General features: G+C 49.2%; 16 protein-coding genes, 3 tRNA genes and 1 rRNA gene. 7 read left to right on the top strand and 13 right to left on the bottom strand.

Going from position 1 to position 20,307, the window contains the following annotated elements; genetic code table 11:
* The 6 genes from GS501_RS00925 to atpH form a co-directional block, all read right to left on the bottom strand.
* A 16S ribosomal RNA gene (locus tag GS501_RS00925) occupies positions 1 to 251 on the bottom strand; the annotation flags it as partial.
* 360 nt (positions 252 to 611) lie between these two features.
* On the bottom strand, positions 612 to 1,034 hold the full coding sequence (atpC, locus tag GS501_RS00920) for an ATP synthase F1 subunit epsilon (RefSeq protein WP_160830022.1): 423 nt from the start codon (positions 1,032 to 1,034) through the stop codon (positions 612 to 614).
* A gap of 4 nt (positions 1,035 to 1,038) precedes the next feature.
* Entirely contained in the window at positions 1,039 to 2,490 is a 1,452-nt protein-coding gene (gene atpD, locus GS501_RS00915; RefSeq protein WP_160830021.1) for a F0F1 ATP synthase subunit beta, read from the bottom strand.
* Positions 2,491 to 2,513: 23 nt separating this feature from the next.
* On the bottom strand, positions 2,514 to 3,404 hold the full coding sequence (locus GS501_RS00910) for a F0F1 ATP synthase subunit gamma (protein WP_160830020.1): 891 nt from the start codon (positions 3,402 to 3,404) through the stop codon (positions 2,514 to 2,516).
* A gap of 12 nt (positions 3,405 to 3,416) precedes the next feature.
* Positions 3,417 to 4,952: a F0F1 ATP synthase subunit alpha gene (gene atpA / locus GS501_RS00905; protein WP_160830019.1), complete on the bottom strand. Its 1,536-nt coding sequence runs from the start codon at positions 4,950 to 4,952 to the stop codon at positions 3,417 to 3,419.
* Entirely contained in the window at positions 4,952 to 5,524 is a 573-nt protein-coding gene (gene atpH, locus GS501_RS00900) for an ATP synthase F1 subunit delta (RefSeq protein ID WP_160830018.1), read from the bottom strand. The genes atpA and atpH overlap by 1 nt, the downstream gene beginning before the upstream one ends.
* A gap of 305 nt (positions 5,525 to 5,829) precedes the next feature.
* On the opposite strand from atpH, the gene GS501_RS00895 reads away from it, so the two are divergent.
* A complete protein-coding gene (locus tag GS501_RS00895; protein ID WP_160830017.1) occupies positions 5,830 to 6,444 on the top strand; it encodes a hypothetical protein in 615 nt (204 codons plus the stop codon).
* 18 nt (positions 6,445 to 6,462) lie between these two features.
* Here GS501_RS00895 and GS501_RS00890 read toward each other — a convergent pair.
* Positions 6,463 to 6,537, bottom strand: a tRNA-Gly gene (locus GS501_RS00890).
* Between the two features lie 184 nt (positions 6,538 to 6,721).
* On the opposite strand from GS501_RS00890, the gene GS501_RS00885 reads away from it, so the two are divergent.
* From GS501_RS00885 to nusG, 3 genes are all read left to right on the top strand, one after another.
* Positions 6,722 to 6,798: transfer RNA gene (locus GS501_RS00885), tRNA-Trp, on the top strand.
* Positions 6,799 to 6,869: 71 nt separating this feature from the next.
* A complete protein-coding gene (secE, locus tag GS501_RS00880; protein WP_160830016.1) occupies positions 6,870 to 7,124 on the top strand; it encodes a preprotein translocase subunit SecE in 255 nt (84 codons plus the stop codon).
* 10 nt (positions 7,125 to 7,134) lie between these two features.
* Positions 7,135 to 7,665, top strand: a complete 531-nt coding sequence (gene nusG / locus GS501_RS00875; RefSeq protein ID WP_160830015.1) for a transcription termination/antitermination protein NusG — start codon at positions 7,135 to 7,137, stop codon at positions 7,663 to 7,665.
* 85 nt (positions 7,666 to 7,750) lie between these two features.
* Here the strand turns inward: nusG and GS501_RS00870 are convergent, their stop codons facing one another.
* The 3 genes from GS501_RS00870 to GS501_RS00860 are packed head-to-tail and all read right to left on the bottom strand — an operon-like array spanning position 7,751 to position 11,531.
* Entirely contained in the window at positions 7,751 to 8,410 is a 660-nt protein-coding gene (locus GS501_RS00870; protein ID WP_160830014.1) for a membrane integrity-associated transporter subunit PqiC, read from the bottom strand.
* Positions 8,411 to 8,412: 2 nt separating this feature from the next.
* Complete coding sequence (locus tag GS501_RS00865; protein WP_370517890.1) at positions 8,413 to 10,086, bottom strand: intermembrane transport protein PqiB; 1,674 nt, start codon at positions 10,084 to 10,086, stop codon at positions 8,413 to 8,415.
* Entirely contained in the window at positions 10,083 to 11,531 is a 1,449-nt protein-coding gene (locus GS501_RS00860) for a paraquat-inducible protein A (protein WP_160830013.1), read from the bottom strand. The genes GS501_RS00865 and GS501_RS00860 overlap by 4 nt, the downstream gene beginning before the upstream one ends.
* A 117-nt stretch (positions 11,532 to 11,648) precedes the next feature.
* Here GS501_RS00860 and GS501_RS00855 point away from each other — a divergent pair.
* Positions 11,649 to 11,723 (top strand) — tRNA-Thr (locus tag GS501_RS00855).
* Between the two features lie 62 nt (positions 11,724 to 11,785).
* The gene (locus GS501_RS09810) at positions 11,786 to 12,835 is read left to right on the top strand and encodes a restriction endonuclease (protein WP_202405251.1); all 1,050 of its coding nucleotides are present in this window, start codon (positions 11,786 to 11,788) and stop codon (positions 12,833 to 12,835) included.
* Positions 12,836 to 12,927: 92 nt separating this feature from the next.
* Here GS501_RS09810 and ahpF read toward each other — a convergent pair whose 3' ends face one another.
* On the bottom strand, positions 12,928 to 14,481 hold the full coding sequence (ahpF, locus tag GS501_RS00845) for an alkyl hydroperoxide reductase subunit F (protein WP_160830012.1): 1,554 nt from the start codon (positions 14,479 to 14,481) through the stop codon (positions 12,928 to 12,930).
* A gap of 157 nt (positions 14,482 to 14,638) precedes the next feature.
* Positions 14,639 to 15,211 carry an alkyl hydroperoxide reductase subunit C gene (gene ahpC, locus GS501_RS00840; RefSeq protein ID WP_160830011.1) on the bottom strand — a complete coding sequence of 191 codons (573 nt, stop codon included), beginning with the start codon at positions 15,209 to 15,211 and terminating at the stop codon, positions 14,639 to 14,641.
* 209 nt (positions 15,212 to 15,420) lie between these two features.
* Between ahpC and GS501_RS00835 the strand changes: the two genes are divergently transcribed.
* Positions 15,421 to 16,368 (top strand): hydrogen peroxide-inducible genes activator, encoded by a 948-nt coding sequence (locus GS501_RS00835; protein WP_160830010.1) that lies wholly within the window; start codon positions 15,421 to 15,423, stop codon positions 16,366 to 16,368.
* A gap of 119 nt (positions 16,369 to 16,487) precedes the next feature.
* On the opposite strand, the gene putA is transcribed toward GS501_RS00835, so the two are convergent.
* Positions 16,488 to 20,117 (bottom strand): bifunctional proline dehydrogenase/L-glutamate gamma-semialdehyde dehydrogenase PutA, encoded by a 3,630-nt coding sequence (gene putA / locus GS501_RS00830; RefSeq protein WP_160830009.1) that lies wholly within the window; start codon positions 20,115 to 20,117, stop codon positions 16,488 to 16,490.
* Positions 20,118 to 20,307: the final 190 nt, after the last annotated feature.

Raw genomic sequence — 20,307 nt, 5'->3', positions numbered from 1 at the left:
CATCGCCTTGGTCAGCCTTTACCCAACCAACTAGCTAATCAAACGCAGGCCCCTCCACAGGCAACAAAAGCCTTTGACCCTCAGGTATCATGCGGTATTAGCACCAGTTTCCCAGTGTTATCCCCCACCCATGGATAGGTTCCTACGCGTTACTCACCCGTCCGCCACTAACCCCGAAAGGTTCGTGCGACTTGCATGTGTTAAGCATGCCGCCAGCGTTCGCTCTGAGCCAGGATCAAACTCTCAGGTTCAATCCAACCAAAACGCACATAGCAAATAAAGCATCTCTAATTCTTACATCAGAAATATATCAGCCATGACATCCTAGCGATAATCTACCACTAAAACGCCGCCAACATATCCCTTCCAGTCTCTCTTCAATTCTCAAAGATCACTACCAAACAACCCCAGAACTTCCGCCCCAGCGCCGCCGGTGAAGCGCCTTATACACTACACTCAAAAACCGTCAATCGATTCTAATCAAAAAAATCATAAACCTTCACAAAAAGTTAAATACCCAACCCTCCTAATCACCCAAAAAACACAAACCACATAACAAAAAAGCCAACTCAGTCCCCCAAGTTGGCTTTTTGCATTAATGAAGAAATTTCTCAGAAAGCATTCCGCTGTAAACGCTCAGCCGTCTCAATCTCTGCTCGAACAGCCTGAATCTTGCGCGCTAAAGATTCGCGCTCTTTGTAATCATGTGTTCCAAGATTGGTCCATTGCTCTTGTAGAGCTTCAAGGCTCTGGCGAGCATCATCAACCGAAAGATCTTCCAATGCTTTCACCGAGTCCGCAAGAATTGTGCAGTGATCTGCTGTCATCTCCACAAAACCGCCACCAACGAAGTGACGTTCCAGCACCTTGTTATCCTGGTACAGTGTAACCACACCCCCACGAAGTTGCAGCATCACTGGAGAGCGACCTGGCATGGCCGCAATGTCACCCTCCGTTCCCGGAACAACCACCATATCAACCTCACAGTCAGTATGGCGTTTCTCAGGACTCACGATCTCAGCGCGAAGCGGCATTGGATCAACCCTCCTGCTTTAGCTTTTCAGCTTTCGCAATTGCTTCCTCAATAGCACCTACCATGTAGAACGCATTCTCTGGAAGGTGATCACATTCACCGGATACAACAGCCTTAAAGGAGCGAACGGTATCTTCCAGAGAAACAAGCGTTCCTGGAAGTCCTGTGAAGACCTCAGCCACATGGAACTGCTGGGACAAGAAACGCTGAATACGACGTGCGCGCCCGACAACCAGCTTATCTTCCTCCGAAAGCTCATCCATACCTAGAATTGCAATAATATCCTGCAACTCTCTGTAGCTCTGTAATGTGCTCTGCACAGCACGTGCTACCTGGTAATGCTCTTCACCAACGATGTGTGGATCCAACGAACGAGACGTTGATGCTAACGGATCAACCGCAGGATAAATACCAATCTCAGCAAGCGAACGATTCAGCACCGTTGTCGCATCCAAGTGAGCAAAGGTCGCAGCAGGTGCAGGGTCGGTCAAGTCATCGGCTGGCACATAAACTGCCTGCACAGACGTAATCGATCCTTTTTTAGTGGATGTAATACGCTCCTGAAGAGCACCCATTTCCGTTGCCAATGTTGGCTGATACCCCACAGCAGATGGGATACGCCCCAACAGAGCCGAAACTTCTGAACCTGCCTGAGTAAAACGGAAAATGTTGTCAACGAAGAACAACACATCTTGACCTTCAACATCACGGAAATATTCCGCTACGGACAGTCCCGTCAATGCCACACGAGCACGAGCTCCTGGGGGCTCGTTCATCTGACCATAAACCAGAGCCACTTTTGACCCTTCGGTACTACCATCCTCACCGATCTTAATAACACCAGCGCCCTGCATTTCGTAATACAAGTCGTTCCCTTCGCGGGTACGTTCCCCCACACCGGCAAACACAGACACACCACCATGCGCCTTCGCAATGTTATTAATCAGCTCCTGAATAATGACCGTCTTACCAACACCAGCACCACCGAAGAGACCGATTTTACCACCCTTTAGGTAAGGGCAAAGCAAATCAATCACCTTAATACCCGTCACGAGAATTTCGGTCGTTGCTGCTTGGTCTTCAAAAGGAGGGGCTTCACGGTGAATAGGAGAGCGCTGCTTGGTATTGATGGGACCGCGCTCATCAACAGGCTCACCAACTACGTTAAGAATACGCCCCAATGTTTCGGGACCAACAGGCACAGTAATCTGTGACCCTGTAGCCTTAACTTCACCACCACGCACCAAACCATCCGTAGTGCCCATCGCAATACAACGGACCTGACGCTCACCAATCTCCTGCGCAACCTCAAGAATAAGCGTGTCATCGCCATTCTTTGTGTGCAACGCATCCAAAATATGCGGTAATTTTCCTTCAAACTGAACATCCACAACAGGACCGCGTACCTGGGTAATACGCCCGATAGAAGCGTCAGTTTGCTTGAGTTCCTCAGACATCAGATTTCGTCTCCTGCGTGATTTCAGACAGCTTCTGCGCCAGAAATGATTTCGATCAGCTCGTTTGTAATATTTGCTTGTCGTGTTCTGTTATATTTCAACGACAAGCTGTCGATAGCTTTGCTTGCATTACGGCTAGCATTGTCCATAGCCGTCATACGTGCCGCATGCTCACCCGCAGCGCTTTCCAGCAATGCAGCAAAAAGTTGCACCTCTAAATTGCGCGGCAACAGCTGAGCAAGTAGCGTTTCTTCATTTGGCTCAAATTCATAATGAGCCTCACCCGAAGCACTACCTTGAGCCTGCTCCTCCGATGCGGGAAGAGGCACTAGCTTAAATTGCTCAGGAACCTGCGTCATCGCATTAACAAAGCGATTCCGGAGCAAGGTGCAGCAATCAATCTCACCCTGATCCAGCAACTTAACAACATGTGACGCTATGGAAATCGCTTGTTCAAAAGAAGCGCCTTGGCCACCATCACTCGTCATCGTCTCGACGATGGCCTCGGGATAGTAGCGTGCAAGAACCTCAGCCCCTTTTCGCCCTACAGGCAACAGCTTTACCGTTTTCCCCTGCTCTTGCAATTCGCTGATATATTGACGCGTTTTGCGAACAAGGTTTGCGTTAAAACCACCAGCCAAACCACGGTCAGAAGTCATAACAATCAGAAGATGCGTCTGATCTTTCCCCGTCCCCACCATCAACCTAGGCAAAGACGATACATCGGCACCCTGGACCGTAGAAGCCAACTCACCCATCATCCTTTTGGATGTTTCGGCGTAAGGGCGAGCCGCTTCAGCTCTTATTTGGGCGCGCCTCAATTTAGAGGCAGCGACCATTTTCATGGCGTTCGTGATCTTGCGCGTTGATTTAACGCCCGTGATCCGCCCACGAAGTTCCTTCAACGAAGGCATGTTATATCACCCTTACGCGGAAAAGCGTTTACCAAAAGCTTCAAGCAATCCTTTGACCTTACCCTCAAGGTCTGCATCAAGCTGACGCTTCTGACTGAGTTCTTGCAAGATGCTCTGGCTTCCACCACGCAGTTCGGAAAGAAGTGCCTGCTCGTACGCCACAACCTTATCGACTGGAATTGAATCCAGATAACCACGCGTCCCAGCATACAAAACAACAACCTGTTCTGACACGCTCAAAGGAGATGTCTCAGGCTGTTTCAACAGTTCCACTAACCGAGCACCACGCTCAAGCTGACGACGTGTCGCGGCATCCATATCAGAAGAAAACTGAGCGAACGAAGCCATTTCGCGATACTGAGCTAGTTCCAGCTTAATCGGGCCAGCAACTTGCTTCATCGCTTTAATTTGCGCAGAAGACCCCACACGAGAAACAGAACTCCCAACGTTCACAGCTGGGCGAATGCCTTTGTAGAAAAGGTCCGTTTCCAAGAAAATCTGGCCATCCGTAATGGAAATCACGTTTGTTGGAATATAAGCCGAGATATCGCCAGCCTGCGTCTCAATAACCGGGAGCGCTGTCATAGACCCCCCGCCATGAGCATCAGACAATTTGGCGGAACGTTCTAACAAGCGAGAATGCAAATAGAACACATCCCCTGGGAAGGCTTCACGTCCTGGCGGACGACGCAGCAGCAAAGAAAGCTGACGATAGGCAACCGCTTGCTTGGACAAATCATCATAACACAACAATGAATGCATGCCGTTATCACGGAAATACTCACCCATTGATGACGCCGAATACGGAGCAAGATACTGCAAAGGAGCCGAATCAGAGGCGGTCGCTGCAACAACGATAGAATATTCCATCGCCCCATTTTCGGTCAGCTTACGCACCAAGTTCGCAACAGTCGACCGTTTCTGCCCTACCGCAACATAAATACAATAGAGAGATGTCTTCGGATCACCCGCAGAATTTACTTCTTTCTGAGCAACGATCGTATCAATAAGGACAGACGTCTTACCCGTTTGACGGTCGCCAATTACAAGCTCACGCTGACCACGTCCGATGGGCACCAAAGCATCAATAGCCTTAATGCCCGTCTGCATCGGTTCATCAACCGATTTACGCGGCATAATACCAGGCGCAGCAACTTCGGCACGACGATACTCAACATTCTCGAGAGGACCACGCCCATCAATTGGGTTGCCCAGACCATCAACCACGCGCCCCAACAGGCCCTTACCGACTGGCACCTCAACAATCTTGCCAGTACGGAGCACGGTGTCCCCTTCGCTGACGGCATCACCATCACCGAAAATCACAACACCCACGCTATCATTTTCAAGATTGAGAGCCATACCCTTCTGACCGCTGCCCTCAAACTCAACCATCTCACCAGCGGCAACATTGGCTAGGCCATAGACGCGGGCAATACCATCACCGATGGATAAAACAGTTCCCGTTTCAGAAACCGCTTCGGGCTGATCGAAAGATGCGATCTGCTGCTTAAGAATCTCCGAAATCTCGGCGGGACGGATGTCCATCACGCGGCTCCCTTCATAGCGTTCTGCAGACGGGCCAAACGCCCGACGATCGATGTATCAAAAAGAACAGAACCAACACGTACTGTCATCCCTCCCAAGAGAGATGCATCCAAACGTTCGGTCATAGCAATGGTGTTATAGCCGGCTTCACGTAAACAATCACGTAAACGCTCGCGCTGTGCATCATCTAACGGCTGCGCTGTAGCTACTTCTACGCGAACCTCACCCCGCTGATGAGCGTCAAGCAACGAAACAGCCTCTAAAATTTCACTAAGAGCAGCCAGCCGCCCTTGGCGTGCAATCACCCCAACAAAACGGCGCATCTCATCCCCTAGATGTAACCCTTCCACAAGAGCTTTCACCAATTCGGGCGCACGACGAACATCCAAGCGCGGATCCGCTAATATTGAACGTAACTCATCGTTTTCGAGAATAACCTGCCGTAAGGCCTGCACCTGCTGAAGCACAGCGGGTATATCGGCCCCTTCCTGCAAATATTCGTAAAAGGCTCTAGCATAACGCTTTGCACCTTCACCTGGTGCTCTGATCCGCTTTTCCTGTGCTACCGTCACGGGCGTGTTCCGTCATAAGAAGTTCTTGTATCAGACACCGGTTCTGCCGGCTTAACACAGCCGGACAGACCCAAGCCCCCCATACAGACGCACAGGACTCTCTTAGAGCCAATCCGGTCGGCGTTCGTCTATGTTTACTAGCACGACCCCACAAAAACAAGCAAGCAAGCGGCAGAGCAGAATCCAGGAAAGCCGCCCTTCGTCCTTCGCATACCTAACCTATCCCCCTTTCCTTTCCTACGGAAGGACGGCACCTTACCCGCCATACGTTATAAGTCGATCCATTCTATCAAAAGGTGTCAGCTATGTTTTTTCGTCTTGGCGCATGCGGTCGCGCCTCCTCTCAACGACTTGGACTTCTTCTACTCACCTTTTTGGGAACAAGCATCACACCACTTCACGCCGGACGCGCCGCGCCTGTCACAGATAAACCAAGCTTTCCAACACTTATCTACTGGGACAACTGGGCGGACTCAGAAGGTGCTACTCATCTCACCAAATGCCGCATCACATCCTTCAAACCTATCAAGGAGAAAAACACACCAATCCAGACGAGCAAACAAACCGGTAACACCACCTCGCCACAAGCGCTCGTATGGACTGGAACCTCCCAGACAGGCACGGCCACCGTTACCACAAACATTCAACCTCAAGGATGGAAGAGCGGTTGGCATGCCTCAGATCACATGGAATGGATTGTCCCCGTTGCGGGTCTCTATACGGTAAAAGCAACTGACGGCACACGAATCGAGCTCACTCCAGGCGATATTCTTCTCAGTGAAGATATGGGGAGCATACGTGACAGACAGGGACAACAAGGACACTTAGCCAGCAATGATGGGAAAGAAGCTGTTGCCCTACTCGTGACACGCTTCAACCTAAAATCGCGTCCAACACACCGTGCTTGCACTCAGCAATAGACTAAATTTTCTAGAAGCTGGAGCGGGCGAAGGGAATCGAACCCTCATCAGTAGCTTGGAAGGCTACTGCATTAGCCATTATGCTACGCCCGCTCATCTGGGAGTGAGACCTACCTCATTTTCCTTTCTAAATGCAAGAGGGCTCGCGTATAAAAAATATTAGTATCTTTTTTTATCCTTCATTCGCAAAGAAAGCTTGACTTTATCGGTCGGTTATTATTTTTTGACCGCACATCGTCGCTAACCTTTATCGTTAACGACGCCGGTTCGATCCGGAAGGGGTGTAGCTCAATTGGCTAGAGCGCCGGTCTCCAAAACCGGAGGTTGCGGGTTCGAGACCCTCCACCCCTGCCACTTTGTCCCCTATCAGTTGGGGAAGCCTCCCACGATAATCAGGGTCGTTTGTTAGTTAAGATTTGAGGATGATGGTGTCGGTCAGCAAGCCGAAAGGCGATTCCCGAAAAATCTCTCCGGCTCCAAAGGGTTCCGGTTTCAACCTCCGTAGGTATTTCTCAGAGGTCCGTGCAGAGGCACGTCGTGTAACATGGCCAACCCGCCGGAACACCTTCATCACGACCGGTGCCGTGCTTGTCATGGTCGTTATCACGTGTATTTTCTTCTTTATCGTGGACCAAGTCATTGGACTGGGTATTCGCGGGCTTTTTGGGGTCGGAGGTTAGAACAGAACCTATGGCAAAACGCTGGTACGTCGTGCATGTTTACTCAGGATTTGAGAAAAAGATTTCTGAGCATATTCGTGAGCAAGCGGCAAAGAAGGGTCTCAGCGACCAATTTGAAGAAATCCTTGTCCCCGCTGAAGAAGTGACAGAGGTTCGTCGCGGACGCAAAGTTAATACAGAGCGTAAATTCTTCCCTGGATATGTGCTCGTCAAAATGGAGCTTAGCGATCAAGCTTGGCATCTCGTAAAAGATACCCCGAAAGTAACAGGGTTCCTTGGGACGCGTAATAAGCCAACCCCCATTACCAACGCTGAAGCAAAGCGTATTGTGCAGCAATCCCAAGAAGGGTTCGAGAGCCAACGCTCCAGTCTTTCGTTCGAGATTGGGGAGCAGGTTCGTGTGTCAGACGGACCTTTCACCTCTTTCAATGGGAGTGTCGAGGAAGTCGATACAGAGCATCAGCGTCTAAAGGTCAGTGTTTCCATTTTTGGCCGTTCTACGCCAGTTGATTTGGATTATCACCAGGTCGAAAAGCTTTAATAAGCTAAATTTTTTAGATGTAAGACAAAAAGGCCCCCTCATAATGAGGGGGCCTTTTTTATATAGGATAGACAGCACAATCCTTTTAAGAGGGCGACGGCATCGTTTCTAAGTCTTCACAAAGCTGAGCAGCTTGATCGGCTATCACCCCAATGCCCTCACTCAATGAAGCAGCCAAAGCATTAGGTCCACTCTCTGTCACGTGAGAAGATGTCCATTTGACAGGTATATCACGTGTCGATGCCTTAAACCCATTTCCACGCCGCACAGATAGGATGCCCTCAATAACGGCATAACCATTCCCATCAACATCAAACCGGCTAATACTGAGCGCTAGAACAGCTTTAGGCGGCGTCGTTACAGCATCATTTTGGGAAAATATCACACGCCCGGGCAAGCGTTGTCCTAAATCCGCGGCGAGCGTATGGCCAATCAGCGTTCCTAATGGCTCGCTCCATGCAGCCCCACTCACCATTTCAACGCGATAAGAATGCACAGAGCGCACCATGGTATCACGATCCAGTAACTCTGGAACGGATGGCGAAAGAACCTCAATAGGCTGTATGCCTCCACCAGCCAAAGACGTATGGACCTGACCGCTCTGAGGAACCAGATTGTAATAATGGATGGGTGTGCTCGCACACCCACCTAAAAGAAGAGCCGTAACAAGAAAACCTCTCAGAGTAATCCTTGATTTTCTAAGCATCAGACGGCTTACACGTGAATCATTCACAGAAAAATTCATGATCAGTTCCTACGCCCTGTAATAAATGCAGAAGGGTGATGATTCACATAATCCATCAATTGATGCATAGAACGCGTAGCGCGCGTAAGTTGCTGCACAAACATCTCTAGATTTCGATGAAAATCTGTATCGCCACTATACGCCGCCATAAGAACACGTGCCTGACTCGTGGCATCCTGCATGCTTTGCATTAGGGCTGGAAGATGCTCATCCGCATGATCCATTAAGCGATTCAGCGCAGATAACGCCCCCTGCAATGCAACCATAGAATGAGTCAGCTCTGGGCTACGCACACGCTGATCAGCACCCGCCAGAAGATCATTCAAGTGATTGCCAATTTTCTCAAAGGGCACAGCAGATAATCTATTGGTAATCGTCGATACCGACTGAATCACACCATCGAAACCGCCAGGTTGGCTTGGAAGGATAGCAACATCATTGTCATATATCAGAGCCCCAGGTTTCGCATTATGCACAAAACCAAAAGAAATCATGGACTCGCCGGTTAGGAAACTAACTGTTTGCACGGATGCACGCATACCCCGTGCCACAAGACTCGTCAAAATCTGATGACCATAATCTGGACGCCCAGCTTCTTCACCTCCAGCAACACGCCCAGGCTCAAGATCCATATCAACCCTTACACGTGGGCCATGGTGGCCATCGCCTATATCAAGTTGCACACCTGTTACAAGACCGACCTGTATCCCAAACATCGTAACTTTGCTGCCCTCAACCAAACCACCAACAGACGTGTCAACATATGTCGCCGCCTTGAAACGTTGATGATAGCGCGTGTTATCCGCTTCCTCAGCACTCCCATAAAGCCTGAAAACGGAGTTGGGCTTTGCCATGGGCGCATTCATATTGCGGCTATAGCTTGGTCGCCCGAAAGCGAGCCCACCAGAGAAAAGTGTCTGAAGTGACTGCAATCTAACCTGCAATCCGCCAGCCCCGAACCCGAGCTGCATGCCCGACACATTCCAGAACCGACTATCTGCCTTCAAATAACTGTCATAAGGAGCGCGGATAAACACTTGAAGCAAAATCGGGCCAACGCCACCAGGTGGCATCGTATACCCCAGAACTTCACCTACTTCTAAATCACGAAAAAAAATCGGAGCACCAGACCCCAATGATTCAAGCCGAGGGGTGACCAACCAATAATTTGAACCGGGCTGATCCGAACGCACGCCAGGAGGCGTCTCTAACCCTTTAAAATGGTTCCGGTAATGTTTGCCATCACGACCTGGATCTAACGCGATGTAAGCCCCTGACAAAAGCGTCTCAAGACCTGTAATACTTGTGCCATTAATCCGCGGACGGACGACCCAAAAACGTGTCCGATCCGTAAGAAGATCCTCAATACCTCCATTCATCTGCACCGTGACATCAGCATGGCTCATGTCTGGGCTCAGATCCACACTACGGACAACCCCCAATGTAACAGCTTTATTCTTTACCTGCGTTTGCCCCGGCACAATGCCATCTGCTGCATCGAAAGAAATCGTAATGCGCGGTCCCTGCGTTGCAAAATGCTGCCACACTAACCATCCAGAAATTATCACCGCCAAAATCGGGATAATCCACAAAATCGAAAACCGGGTCGGCCGCACCGTAGCCCCTACCTCATTATGACGCGACGTAGGGTCGGTATCTCGAATATCATCACTCACGCGTGTTCAGGCTCCCTCTCGTCGGGTTTAGGTAACGATTTCTTGTTCTTCTTATGTGCTGGAAAGGCATTTGCAATTGTATCATTTAACCCCGCAGCATCCCACATCCGACGAGGGTCATACAAGTCTGCTGCAAAAATTGTCAAAATCACAACCAATGAAAAACATACAACGCCAGGATTAGCCGTAATACGCGCCATAAACCCAAAACGCACAACAGCGACCAAGATAGAAATCATAAAGACATCAATCATTGACCACCGCCCGATAAAAACCACAGCTCGATACGCCGTTGCTAACCCGCGCAACGCTCGAACCTTGGGATAATACTGGCAATAGATCATGACAAACAGAGATAAAATCTTCAATACAGGTATCGTAATACTCGCAAAAAGCACTAACAATGACAGGAAATATAAATTGGCCTGCCATAACTCAATAACACCACTAATGATCGTACTCGCGCTTCCCTGCCCAACACGTATATATGTCATGACTGGATAGAGATTTGCTGGTATATAAAAGCTCAATGCCGCTATTAAAAAAGCCAGTGTTGAGCTAACGCTTTTTCTTTTTCTGCGCCTCAAAATTTGCCCACAGCGGGGACAATCGCCCATATCATGTTCGTCTTCTACAAGCGTTTCAGAGACAAACACCATATGGCAGGCGTGACATGACAACATATGGCGCGGTGACGGCAGTTGATGGTGGCGACAGTCATATATATCCAGACCGTGACGCCGGTGAACAGACTGATGTTGCCACACAAAGTCAGCATCAAAAGTCGAATCCATTGCCGCCATCATCAGCATAAGCCCTCCCAAAAGGAAGGCCCCCGGCTGCAAAGTCACAATAGCTAGATCAATAAGCTTACTATAAGCGACCAACAAACCAATGACATACACCTCAATCATCGACCACGGGCGCAATCGCTCATACCATGTCAAACAGGGCCTGACCCAAATGGGCATATGATGTCGCAAACTACCGCAAATGATAGCAAACATAAGCCCAAGAACAACACCAGGCATCAGCAACGTCGCAATCCCAACGAGGATTCCAACTTCACCAAATCCTTGATGAGCGAGTTCAATAGGCCCACTCATAAGAGAAACCGTATTGCGGCGCCCATAAACATCAAGCGTCAGGAGAGCACTGACAAGTAACGCTAGATATAACGCTATTGATGTGATGCAAAAGCACAAAGGACCAAGCAAGGCGGATGTACGACGACGACGCTCCAACATCCCACCACACCGGGCACAATCCGCAGCCATTCCCGGCTTTAATGGGGGAATAAACTGAAACAGTCCACAAGTCTTACATTCATGTACATCACCCTCAACAACCTGAAGAGGAGGCTGTGGCGTATGCCGACGGCGTCCTATGGAGAATGCACCACCTTGACTCCATAACCCTGTATGGAAATGATCCTTTCTGAGCATATCCTTTTCAATGCGACAGAGTCTCCACTGCTACAAGCCCTAGAGCCGTAGAAAATCAATTATTTTTATATCCCCCGTTGCAGACTAAGCGCATTGCCTTTATATGCACTCCCGGATGCCGACGTAGCTCAGGGGTAGAGCAACTGATTCGTAATCAGTAGGCCCTCGGTTCAATTCCGAGCGTCGGCACCATTCCCTCCATATGATGATTATTGAACTGTGCGACCCTATATTACACCGTCCAGGAAACAGTGTTGCGACATATAAAATATCGTAGCGTCTTTCTCATAGTCGGTCTTCTAGCCACAGCATCTTATACGGCTATCTCACTACACAACCACCATCATCTTCTTCCCTTCAATAGACCACAGCTAAACTTGCCGAAGCGCTACGTCACGGCCCTGGCTGAGCTATTGTATCAGGTCAAAAGCTATTGCGGTGTTATTGTTCAACACCTCCATCACAAAGTTCAATTAGAAACCTTTCTCCCAAAAGTTCCATTGAAACATGCCGTGGTCGATGCTGCGTCTTTCCCTTTTTCAACCTCCTCTCTCCCTCCCGACCTTCCCTTATGGATACTCCTTTTCGCAGTATGTTGGCGTGTATTCTTTCGGAGATACCGTCGGCATCGGGCTATTACTCTCATAAGACGTCTTATAAATTCTCATCGAGAAACACTCATTCAGAGACGCCAAAACCTTCTCACACCTGATCATTATGGAAACGTGCATACAGAACGCTGGACTAAAGAAATTAAGTATTTCTGTAGAGCCGTTCTTTTGCCTTCTCTCAAAGAATATAATCTCGATTACCTTTGGCCCACGGTAGAAAAAAGATCCTGGTCAATCATCCAGAGACGTACGAAAATTCCGTCATCTCATTCTCCTATTCCTTTTCATCCCCCACCACACTCTTCATCCCCTGATCCCTATGATGTTTCAGACATGACGCCACTCGACTATGAACGTTTCTGTACACATCTACTGCAACAAGCTGGATGGAAAGCCCATCTTACCCCTAACGGCAGTGACCAAGGTGCCGATATTATCGCCACTCGCAGGAGCGTGCGTCTCGTCGTCCAATGTAAGCTCTATAATCGTCCCGTCGGAAACCGTGCTGTGCAGGAAATATTCACGGCATGTCAGCATCAACGAGGAAATTTAGCGGCCGTTGTCTCCAATGCTGGATATACACGCCATGCACGGCAACTTGCAGAAAGCACAGGAGTTTACCTCCTGCATCATCGTCAATTAGAAGAACTTGATGAAACAACACCGTCCGCCAAGCAAACTGCTTTTTTATAGCCCTCTACACAGATAAAGAGGGCTGATTCTCTTTCCAAGAATCAGCCCTCTCCTTTAATGTTTTCTTATTCTACAAAACAGCTCACCGCATATTATGCGCGAATAATATAATCAAACGCAGATAGAGCGGCCTTAGCTCCTTCACCGGAAGCAATAATAATCTGCTTATACGGCACTGTCGTTGCATCACCAGCCGCAAAAATACCTGGGATGGACGTACGGCACCGCTCATCAATGACAATCTCACCAACACGTGATGTCTCAACCGTACCTTTGAGCCATTCCGTGTTCGGTAACAAACCGATCTGCACAAAAATACCATCCAGCTCTACGCTGTTTGTCGTCCCATCCTTAACATTTTCCCAGCTTAAGCCGGTCATTTTCTTACCATCTCCCTTAACCTCGGTGGTTTTTGCATTCACCACGACGTTAACGTTCGGTAGGCTCCGGACTTTTTCTTGCAATACTTTATCGGCAGTCAGCTCAGAATCATATTGCAGGAGTGTTACGTGAGAGACGACACCAGCGAGATCAATCGCCGCCTCAACACCGCTATTTCCGCCACCAGCAACAGCGACTGGACGATCCTTAAAGAATGGACCATCACAATGTGGGCAATAAGCGACACCACGCGTACGATAATCTTCTTCACCCGGCACATTAAGCTGACGCCACCGTGCACCTGTCGCCACAATAATAGTCCGAGCTTTCAAATGCGCACCGCTTGCGAGCACAACCTCGTGCAGACCACCTTCTTCAGAAGCTGGGATCAATTTCTCTGCCAATTGCCCTGTAATAACACGTACATCATAGCTACGAACATGCTGCTCTAAATTGCGTGCCAAGGTAGGACCATCGGTTTCTGTGATAGAAATAAAATTCTCAATCCCAGAAGTATCATTGACCTGCCCGCCAAAGCGTTCTGCCAACAATCCTGTGCGAACGCCCTTCCGAGCCATATACACAGCTGCAGCACAACCCGCCGGACCTGAACCAATCACTAATGTATCAAAAGGTGCCTCATCATTCAGTTTTTCAGCTGAACGAGCTGCCCCTGCTGTATCAACTTTCGCCAGGATCTGCTCAAGATCCATACGCCCACTGGAAAATGGCTCACCATTAAGGAAGACCTGAGGCACAGAACGCACATCTCGTGCCTCGACTTCATCCTGAAATAGAGCACCATCAATCGCCGTGTGACGAATCTTCGAATTCAACACACTCATTGTGTTGAGGGCCTGCACGACGTCTGGGCAATTGTGACAGGAAAGAGAGAAATAGGTCTCGAAATGGAAATCCCCATCCAGCGCCTTAATCTGCTCTACTTGATCAGCTTCAATTTTCGGTGGATGCCCACCGACTTGCAGCAATGCCAAAACCAAAGACGTGAATTCATGACCGAGAGGTAACCCTGCGAAGCACACTTGCACATCAGAATCGACACGACGGATCAAGAATGATGGACGTCGCTTGTCATTGCCACCCTCTTTAAGGTATACCTTGTCAGAAAGTTCGGAAATTTCGTTAAGAAGATCTCGCATCTCGCGGGACTTGTCGTCGTCGCCTAGTGACGACTCGAGTACGATATCTTGGCGTAGGTGCTGGAGATATCCCTTCAGTTGCGTTTTAAGATCGTCAGTTAACATGCAATTTCCTCAAAGCTGGAGAGCAGAACAAAAGCAGAAAGATCAGGCTCAGAGATGAGAAAGGCGCGCCTCGCATCATTGGCACGCCCTCCCTTTTGGCGGTAGGGCCAGAGGCTGTCCTCTTCTGGCCCTACCACTCAGTTAAAAGTGACAGGGATCAGATTTTACCGATAAGGTCGAGAGATGGGTTCAGCGTTGCTGTGGAACCACCTTCTTTCCATTTTGCTGGGCAGACTTCACCTGGGTGAGACGCCACGTACTGAGCTGCACGAACCTTATCAATCAACTCTTCTGCACTACGACCAACACCACCAGAGGTGATTTCGATGTACTGAATTGCACCTTCTGGATCAATCAAGAACGTCGCACGTTCTGCAACGTGGCTGCCATCATTGATCAGTACATCGAAGTTACGCGCAATATGGCCTGAAGGGTCACCAATCATGGTGTATTTTACTTTACCAATCGCTGGTGATGTATCGTGCCATGCTTTGTGCGTGAAATGCTTGTCCGTAGAAACGGAATAAATTTCAACACCTAGCTTCTGGAATGTTGCATAGTTTTCAGCCAAATCTTCGAGCTCGGTTGGGCAAACGAACGTGAAGTCAGCTGGGTAAAAGAACACAACAGACCACTTACCGCGTAGGTCAGAATCTGAAACTTTAAGAAATTTACCATCGCGAAACGCATCAGCTTCGAATGATTTTACCTGGGAACCGATAGCAGGCATGAAACCCTCCCGTTTATGAGAAATTTGTCTTGCTCACACTAACGTGGCGAACCACGCTGTAGGACTTTACCAAGAAGAGTGGCTGACAAGCTACCTTGATGTGCACCACCCCTCGGGTCCCTTTACTAAATGCGAACCTTTATCAGTTTCTGCAAGTCTTCTTTTTTAAACCCCTTCCCCCTGCCTATAACTGTGATTATCTATAGCCTATGTCTTATGTACCACTTTCCGGTCTCTCTCTTAGGGACATCGAATACGTCGTCGCCGTTGATGACTTACGTAACTTTTCCCGTGCTGCGGAACGATGTGGCGTCAGCCAAGCAGGACTATCTGAGCAAGTACGTAAACTTGAACAGTTGCTCAATGTCACACTTTTTGAGCGCTCACGCCGTCACGTCGCTCCAACTCCGGAGGGAGCGCGTCTCATCTCTCTCGGGCGCGAAGTGCTAGCCTCTGCACGGAATCTCCTCGAAGTTGCTCGAGCCCATACAGGACCGCTGGATGGATTACTCCATATTGGGGTGATCCCAACGCTTGGGCCATATTATATTCCTGGGCTTCTCAATTATCTACGGCAGGAATATTCCCAACTCGGGTTGCGTCTGAGTGAAAAACAAACGAGTCCCCTCGTGCAATCATTACGCCAGGGAGATTTGGATGTTGCTTTTCTTGCCCCTACTCCCTTCTCAGATTCTCTAGAACAAGAACCTCTTTTTAAAGAGCCCTTTATTGCTGTCTTTCCCAAAAACCATGAGCTAGCACACAAAGATAAGATCACCGTAAGCGATCTCGGGCGCTCAGATCTTCTTCTTTTGGAAGATGGTCATTGCCTCCGCGAACAAGCACTCTCTATCTGCCCAAGCAGTTTCCGCCCTCAAGACCAGCGTTTAGCCACAAGCCTGGAAATGCTTTGGCATATGATCGGCGCAGGGGAAGGCTTTTCTCTCATTCCTCGCTTAGCCCTTAAGAATCGCTCCGAATTCGAAGGACTCGTTACCTTGCGCGAGCTTGATGACACTGAAGCCTATCGCACGATCAGTCTCATGTGGCGCACCTCAGACCCACGAGCAAGCTCCTTTCGAGAACTCGCACAATTCCTGCGTGCCGCAACACCAGCGGGCTGCATCCCATACAAAACAACGGACAAACGCCATTAATAGGAGATAATTCAGTTCATTAATATTTAGTGACCAAAAAATAATACTACCGTATGATTGTATGCCTATAAAAAAGCCCTCTTAAATAAGAGGGCTTTTTGCTGAGATAACGATCTCTTTTAGATCAAAGCAAGCAATTGAGCATTACCGCCAACAGCCGCGATGTTTGTGCTCACGACCTTCTCTTCCAACAGAAACTCTGGCCGTAACGTCTTCTCATCTGCCATATACACCATGGGGATAGACTGAGAAATATCCTGCAAAAGATCCCCTACAATCTGCCATACAAGCCCATTGAGTTTCTCCGCTACAATCACAGAGCAAGCCGCGATATCACTTTTGTCTGTGACCGGACGGATCACCTCACGTAGCACATCAGGCATCGTCTCAAAGCTCTTCAGAACATCTGGTGTACTGAGTAAAGCCACCTCATTGCCACAGCTAACCGCATAGCTAACGATCTTTTTAAGAGCTTCATCACTCTCTGCAATCGCTAAAATGCGCCCGCGAGGCTGCAAACTATATGTGTTGGCTTCCCCGACAGGAGATGGAAGTTCCACTGTTTGACCCAGAAGACCATGTTCCATCCAAGGCGTCACATTCTGAGCAAGTGTGCGATTTTCTACGCCCAACCATAGCAGCCAGGAACGCGCCATCGCAGGAAGAGTTCCCGTCCGAGCCAATGGAACTAGAGGAGCTTCAGCAATTTGACGACGCAGAGCCAGTGGACCACCGGCTTTTGGCCCTGTTCCTGAAAGCCCACGCCCCCCAAAAGGTTGAACCCCCACAATCGCACCAACAATATTGCGATTTACATAAACGTTACCAGCCTCAACACGTTCAACAAGCTGATTGATGGTTGAAGACACACGGCTATGCACGCCAAACGTCAATCCATAACCACTATTGTTAATGGCATCGACCAGGTCATTTAAACCGCGGCGAGGATAGCGCAATACATGCAAGACAGGACCAAAAACTTCCTGTCCAATATCTTCTACTGTGTGTACCTCAATCAACGTTGGCGCAACGAACGAACCTTGCTCTGCTTCCGCCGTCATCGGTGCTTCGTGAACCGCATAATTACGCGCCCGCATCGCTTCAATATGCGCGACAATTCCTGCCTTAGCCTGTTCACTAATCACAGGGCCCACATCTGTCTCTAATTTAGCTGGGGCACCAATGCGCAATTGCTCCATGGTCCCTTTCAAAAGAGAAACAACACGCTCTGCCGCTTCTTCTTGAACGCACAGCAGTCGTAAGGCTGAACAACGCTGACCAGCACTATCAAAAGCTGATGTCACAATATCCGTAACAACCTGCTCTGGTAGAGCTGATGAATCCACAATCATGGCATTAAGACCGCCTGTCTCTGCCACCAGTGGAACGGGCTGACCATTACGCCCCAAACGCCCCACCAACTGCCGTGCAATAGATTGCGCTACAGCCGTTGACCCTGTGAACATCACACCAGCAATACGTTCATCAGCCACCAAGGCGGCACCAACATCCCCCTCACCCGGAAGATATTGCAGGACATCCTCTGGCACACCGGCTTCATGCATGAGCTTCACAGCCTGCATGGCAATAAGAGGCGTTTCCTCTGCTGGTTTTGCTAAAACTGTGTTCCCCGCAGCCAGTGCTGCCGAAATCTGTCCCAAGAAAATAGCAAGAGGGAAATTCCATGGGCTAATACAAACAATCGCACCTAATGGCCGATGCGTTGCATTATTGAAGTCACGTTTGATCTGCGCGGCATAATACCGCAAGAAATCAACAGCCTCACGTACTTCCCCTACAGCATTTGCGTAAGACTTCCCGGCTTCACGCACAGCAAGCCCAAGGAAAGAGACCGTATTTTTCTCTAACAAATCAGCCGCACGCTCTAAAATAAGAGCCCGTTCAGCAGGTTCTTTCGCTGACCATGTTGAGAAAGCTTCTTCAGCCTGTTTCACAGCCTGAGAAACGTCACTAACGGACGCACGCTGCACGGTACCGACCTGATCATTCCGATCCGCCGGATTGAAAACGGGGAAGATCTGTGCCTGAAGAGACCGCCCTGGAATTAATGGTACAGCATCAATTTGCTCCGGCAGCGCCAATAACCCATCCCGCAGTGACTGCAAAACAGATTCATCCGTTAGATCCATTCCTTCGGAATTCTTTCGCTCTTCACCAAAAAGATCTTTCGGCTGCCGAATTCCTGTATGTCCAGCACCAACAGGGCTGAATCGGCGGGTAATCGCAACGGGATCTTCCACCAACTCTTCTAATGTTACAGAAGAATCACCCAACAAATTGACGAAGGAAGAGTTCGCCCCATTTTCAAGCAAACGTCTCACCAAATACGCCAACAGCGTATCGTATGTTCCAACCGGCGCATAAATACGGCAAGGGCGATTCAGTTTATGCGGCCCAACAACCTCTCCGTACAGTGCCTCTCCCATGCCATGTAAGCACTGAAACTCATACTGACCGGGATAAAAATCTTTACCTGCAATCGTATAAATAGACGCCACCGTCCGTGCGTTATGCGTTGCAAATTGCGGGAAAACAGCATCTGTCGCCTTTAACAATTTACGTGCGCACGCCAGATAGCTCACATCCGTATGGCATTTCCGCGTAAAGAGCGGGAAATCTTCCGCACCATCCACCTGTGCTTTCTTAATTTCGCTATCCCAATAAGCGCCTTTAACCAGCCGGACCATGATGCGATGCTTCGTCTCACGAGCCAGCTCAATGATATAATCCAATACCAAAGGAGCCCGACGACCATAAGCCTGGACCACAATGCCAATACCATCCCAACCTGCCAGATCAGGATCACGGCACAGAGCCTCTAAAATGTCGAGCATGAGCTCAAGACGCTCACTCTCCTCAGCATCAATATTGAGGCCGATATTATAATGCTGAGCCCGAAGCGCTAATTGCTTCACCACTGGAAGCAACTCATGCATAACACGATCCCGCTGAGAGCGGTAAAAACGTGGATGAAGCGCTGAAAGCTTAATCGACAAACCTGGGCGCTCATGCATGCCATTTCCCATGGCGCGACGCCCAATTTTCTCTAAAGCTTCATGATAAGCTGCCTGATACTTCTCACAATCTGTCTGATCTAACGCAGCTTCACCCAGCATATCGTAGGAATAGGTGAAGCCCAATTCCTCTCGCTTCTTCGCCGCCTTGAGAGCTTGTGAGATGCTCTGCCCAAGAACAAATTGGCCACCCATCATCTGCATTGTGAACTGCATAGCTTGACGCACAACGGGTTCACCACGACGCCGTACCAAATCATGCACAACGCCAACACGATGTTCTGGTGCGATTATCTTACCGGTAAGCGCTAACCCCCACGAGGCTGCGTTAACGATAATGCCTTGATTACGCCCAGCATGAGACAACCAATCCCCCACACTCAGCTGATCTCGAATCAGTGCATCGCGCGTTGCATGATCAGGCGTCCGCAATAGTGCCTCTGCCATGCTCATAAGCGCCACCCCTTCATCAGAAGCGAGGCTAAATTCTTGCACTAACGTTTCAACCAATCCTGGATGACGATTATCACGCAAAGCACGAGCGAGGTCTAATGCAATGGATGTTACTGCCTTTTCTTCTTCGCTGCTCAGTTCTGCCTCTGGCAGCAAAGTCGCCATACAGCGCTCTTCTGGATATCGCGTATGTTGGGTAATGGCTGTGCGTAGCGCTGAACGTTTTGGTATAGAATCAAGGTGCTGAGAAAAATATGCCATAGCCGTTACCCTCAGAAAATGTCGTAGCAAAAATCCCGATCTATTTTCGGAAAAAACACTCACAAACTATCCAACCACATCATCGTGAGAAGCGGTAATATCCATCGTATATCTTGCAGAAAAAAGTCTTTTCTTCTCAAAATACGATCAACAGGAACACCTCGAATCAGGATGACGTGAGCGACGCGAA

The sequence above is a fragment of the Saccharibacter sp. 17.LH.SD genome (assembly GCF_009834805.1).
Lineage (GTDB): Bacteria > Pseudomonadota > Alphaproteobacteria > Acetobacterales > Acetobacteraceae > Saccharibacter.
This window is presented reverse-complemented; position numbering and strand designations above follow the sequence as displayed.

Coding starts and splice junctions, on each gene's coding strand:
- GS501_RS00910 (WP_160830020.1), bottom strand. CDS start 3,404: ATGCCTTCGTTGAAGGAACTTCGTGGGCGGATCACGGGCGTTAAATCA.
- GS501_RS00835 (WP_160830010.1), top strand. CDS start 15,421: ATGTCTTATGTACCACTTTCCGGTCTCTCTCTTAGGGACATCGAATAC.
- ahpC (WP_160830011.1), bottom strand. CDS start 15,211: ATGCCTGCTATCGGTTCCCAGGTAAAATCATTCGAAGCTGATGCGTTT.
- atpA (WP_160830019.1), bottom strand. CDS start 4,952: ATGGACATCCGTCCCGCCGAGATTTCGGAGATTCTTAAGCAGCAGATC.
- nusG (WP_160830015.1), top strand. CDS start 7,135: ATGGCAAAACGCTGGTACGTCGTGCATGTTTACTCAGGATTTGAGAAA.
- putA (WP_160830009.1), bottom strand. CDS start 20,117: ATGGCATATTTTTCTCAGCACCTTGATTCTATACCAAAACGTTCAGCG.
- GS501_RS00870 (WP_160830014.1), bottom strand. CDS start 8,410: ATGAATTTTTCTGTGAATGATTCACGTGTAAGCCGTCTGATGCTTAGA.
- GS501_RS00860 (WP_160830013.1), bottom strand. CDS start 11,531: ATGCTCAGAAAGGATCATTTCCATACAGGGTTATGGAGTCAAGGTGGT.
- GS501_RS00895 (WP_160830017.1), top strand. CDS start 5,830: ATGTTTTTTCGTCTTGGCGCATGCGGTCGCGCCTCCTCTCAACGACTT.
- secE (WP_160830016.1), top strand. CDS start 6,870: ATGGTGTCGGTCAGCAAGCCGAAAGGCGATTCCCGAAAAATCTCTCCG.
- atpC (WP_160830022.1), bottom strand. CDS start 1,034: ATGCCGCTTCGCGCTGAGATCGTGAGTCCTGAGAAACGCCATACTGAC.
- atpD (WP_160830021.1), bottom strand. CDS start 2,490: ATGTCTGAGGAACTCAAGCAAACTGACGCTTCTATCGGGCGTATTACC.
- ahpF (WP_160830012.1), bottom strand. CDS start 14,481: ATGTTAACTGACGATCTTAAAACGCAACTGAAGGGATATCTCCAGCAC.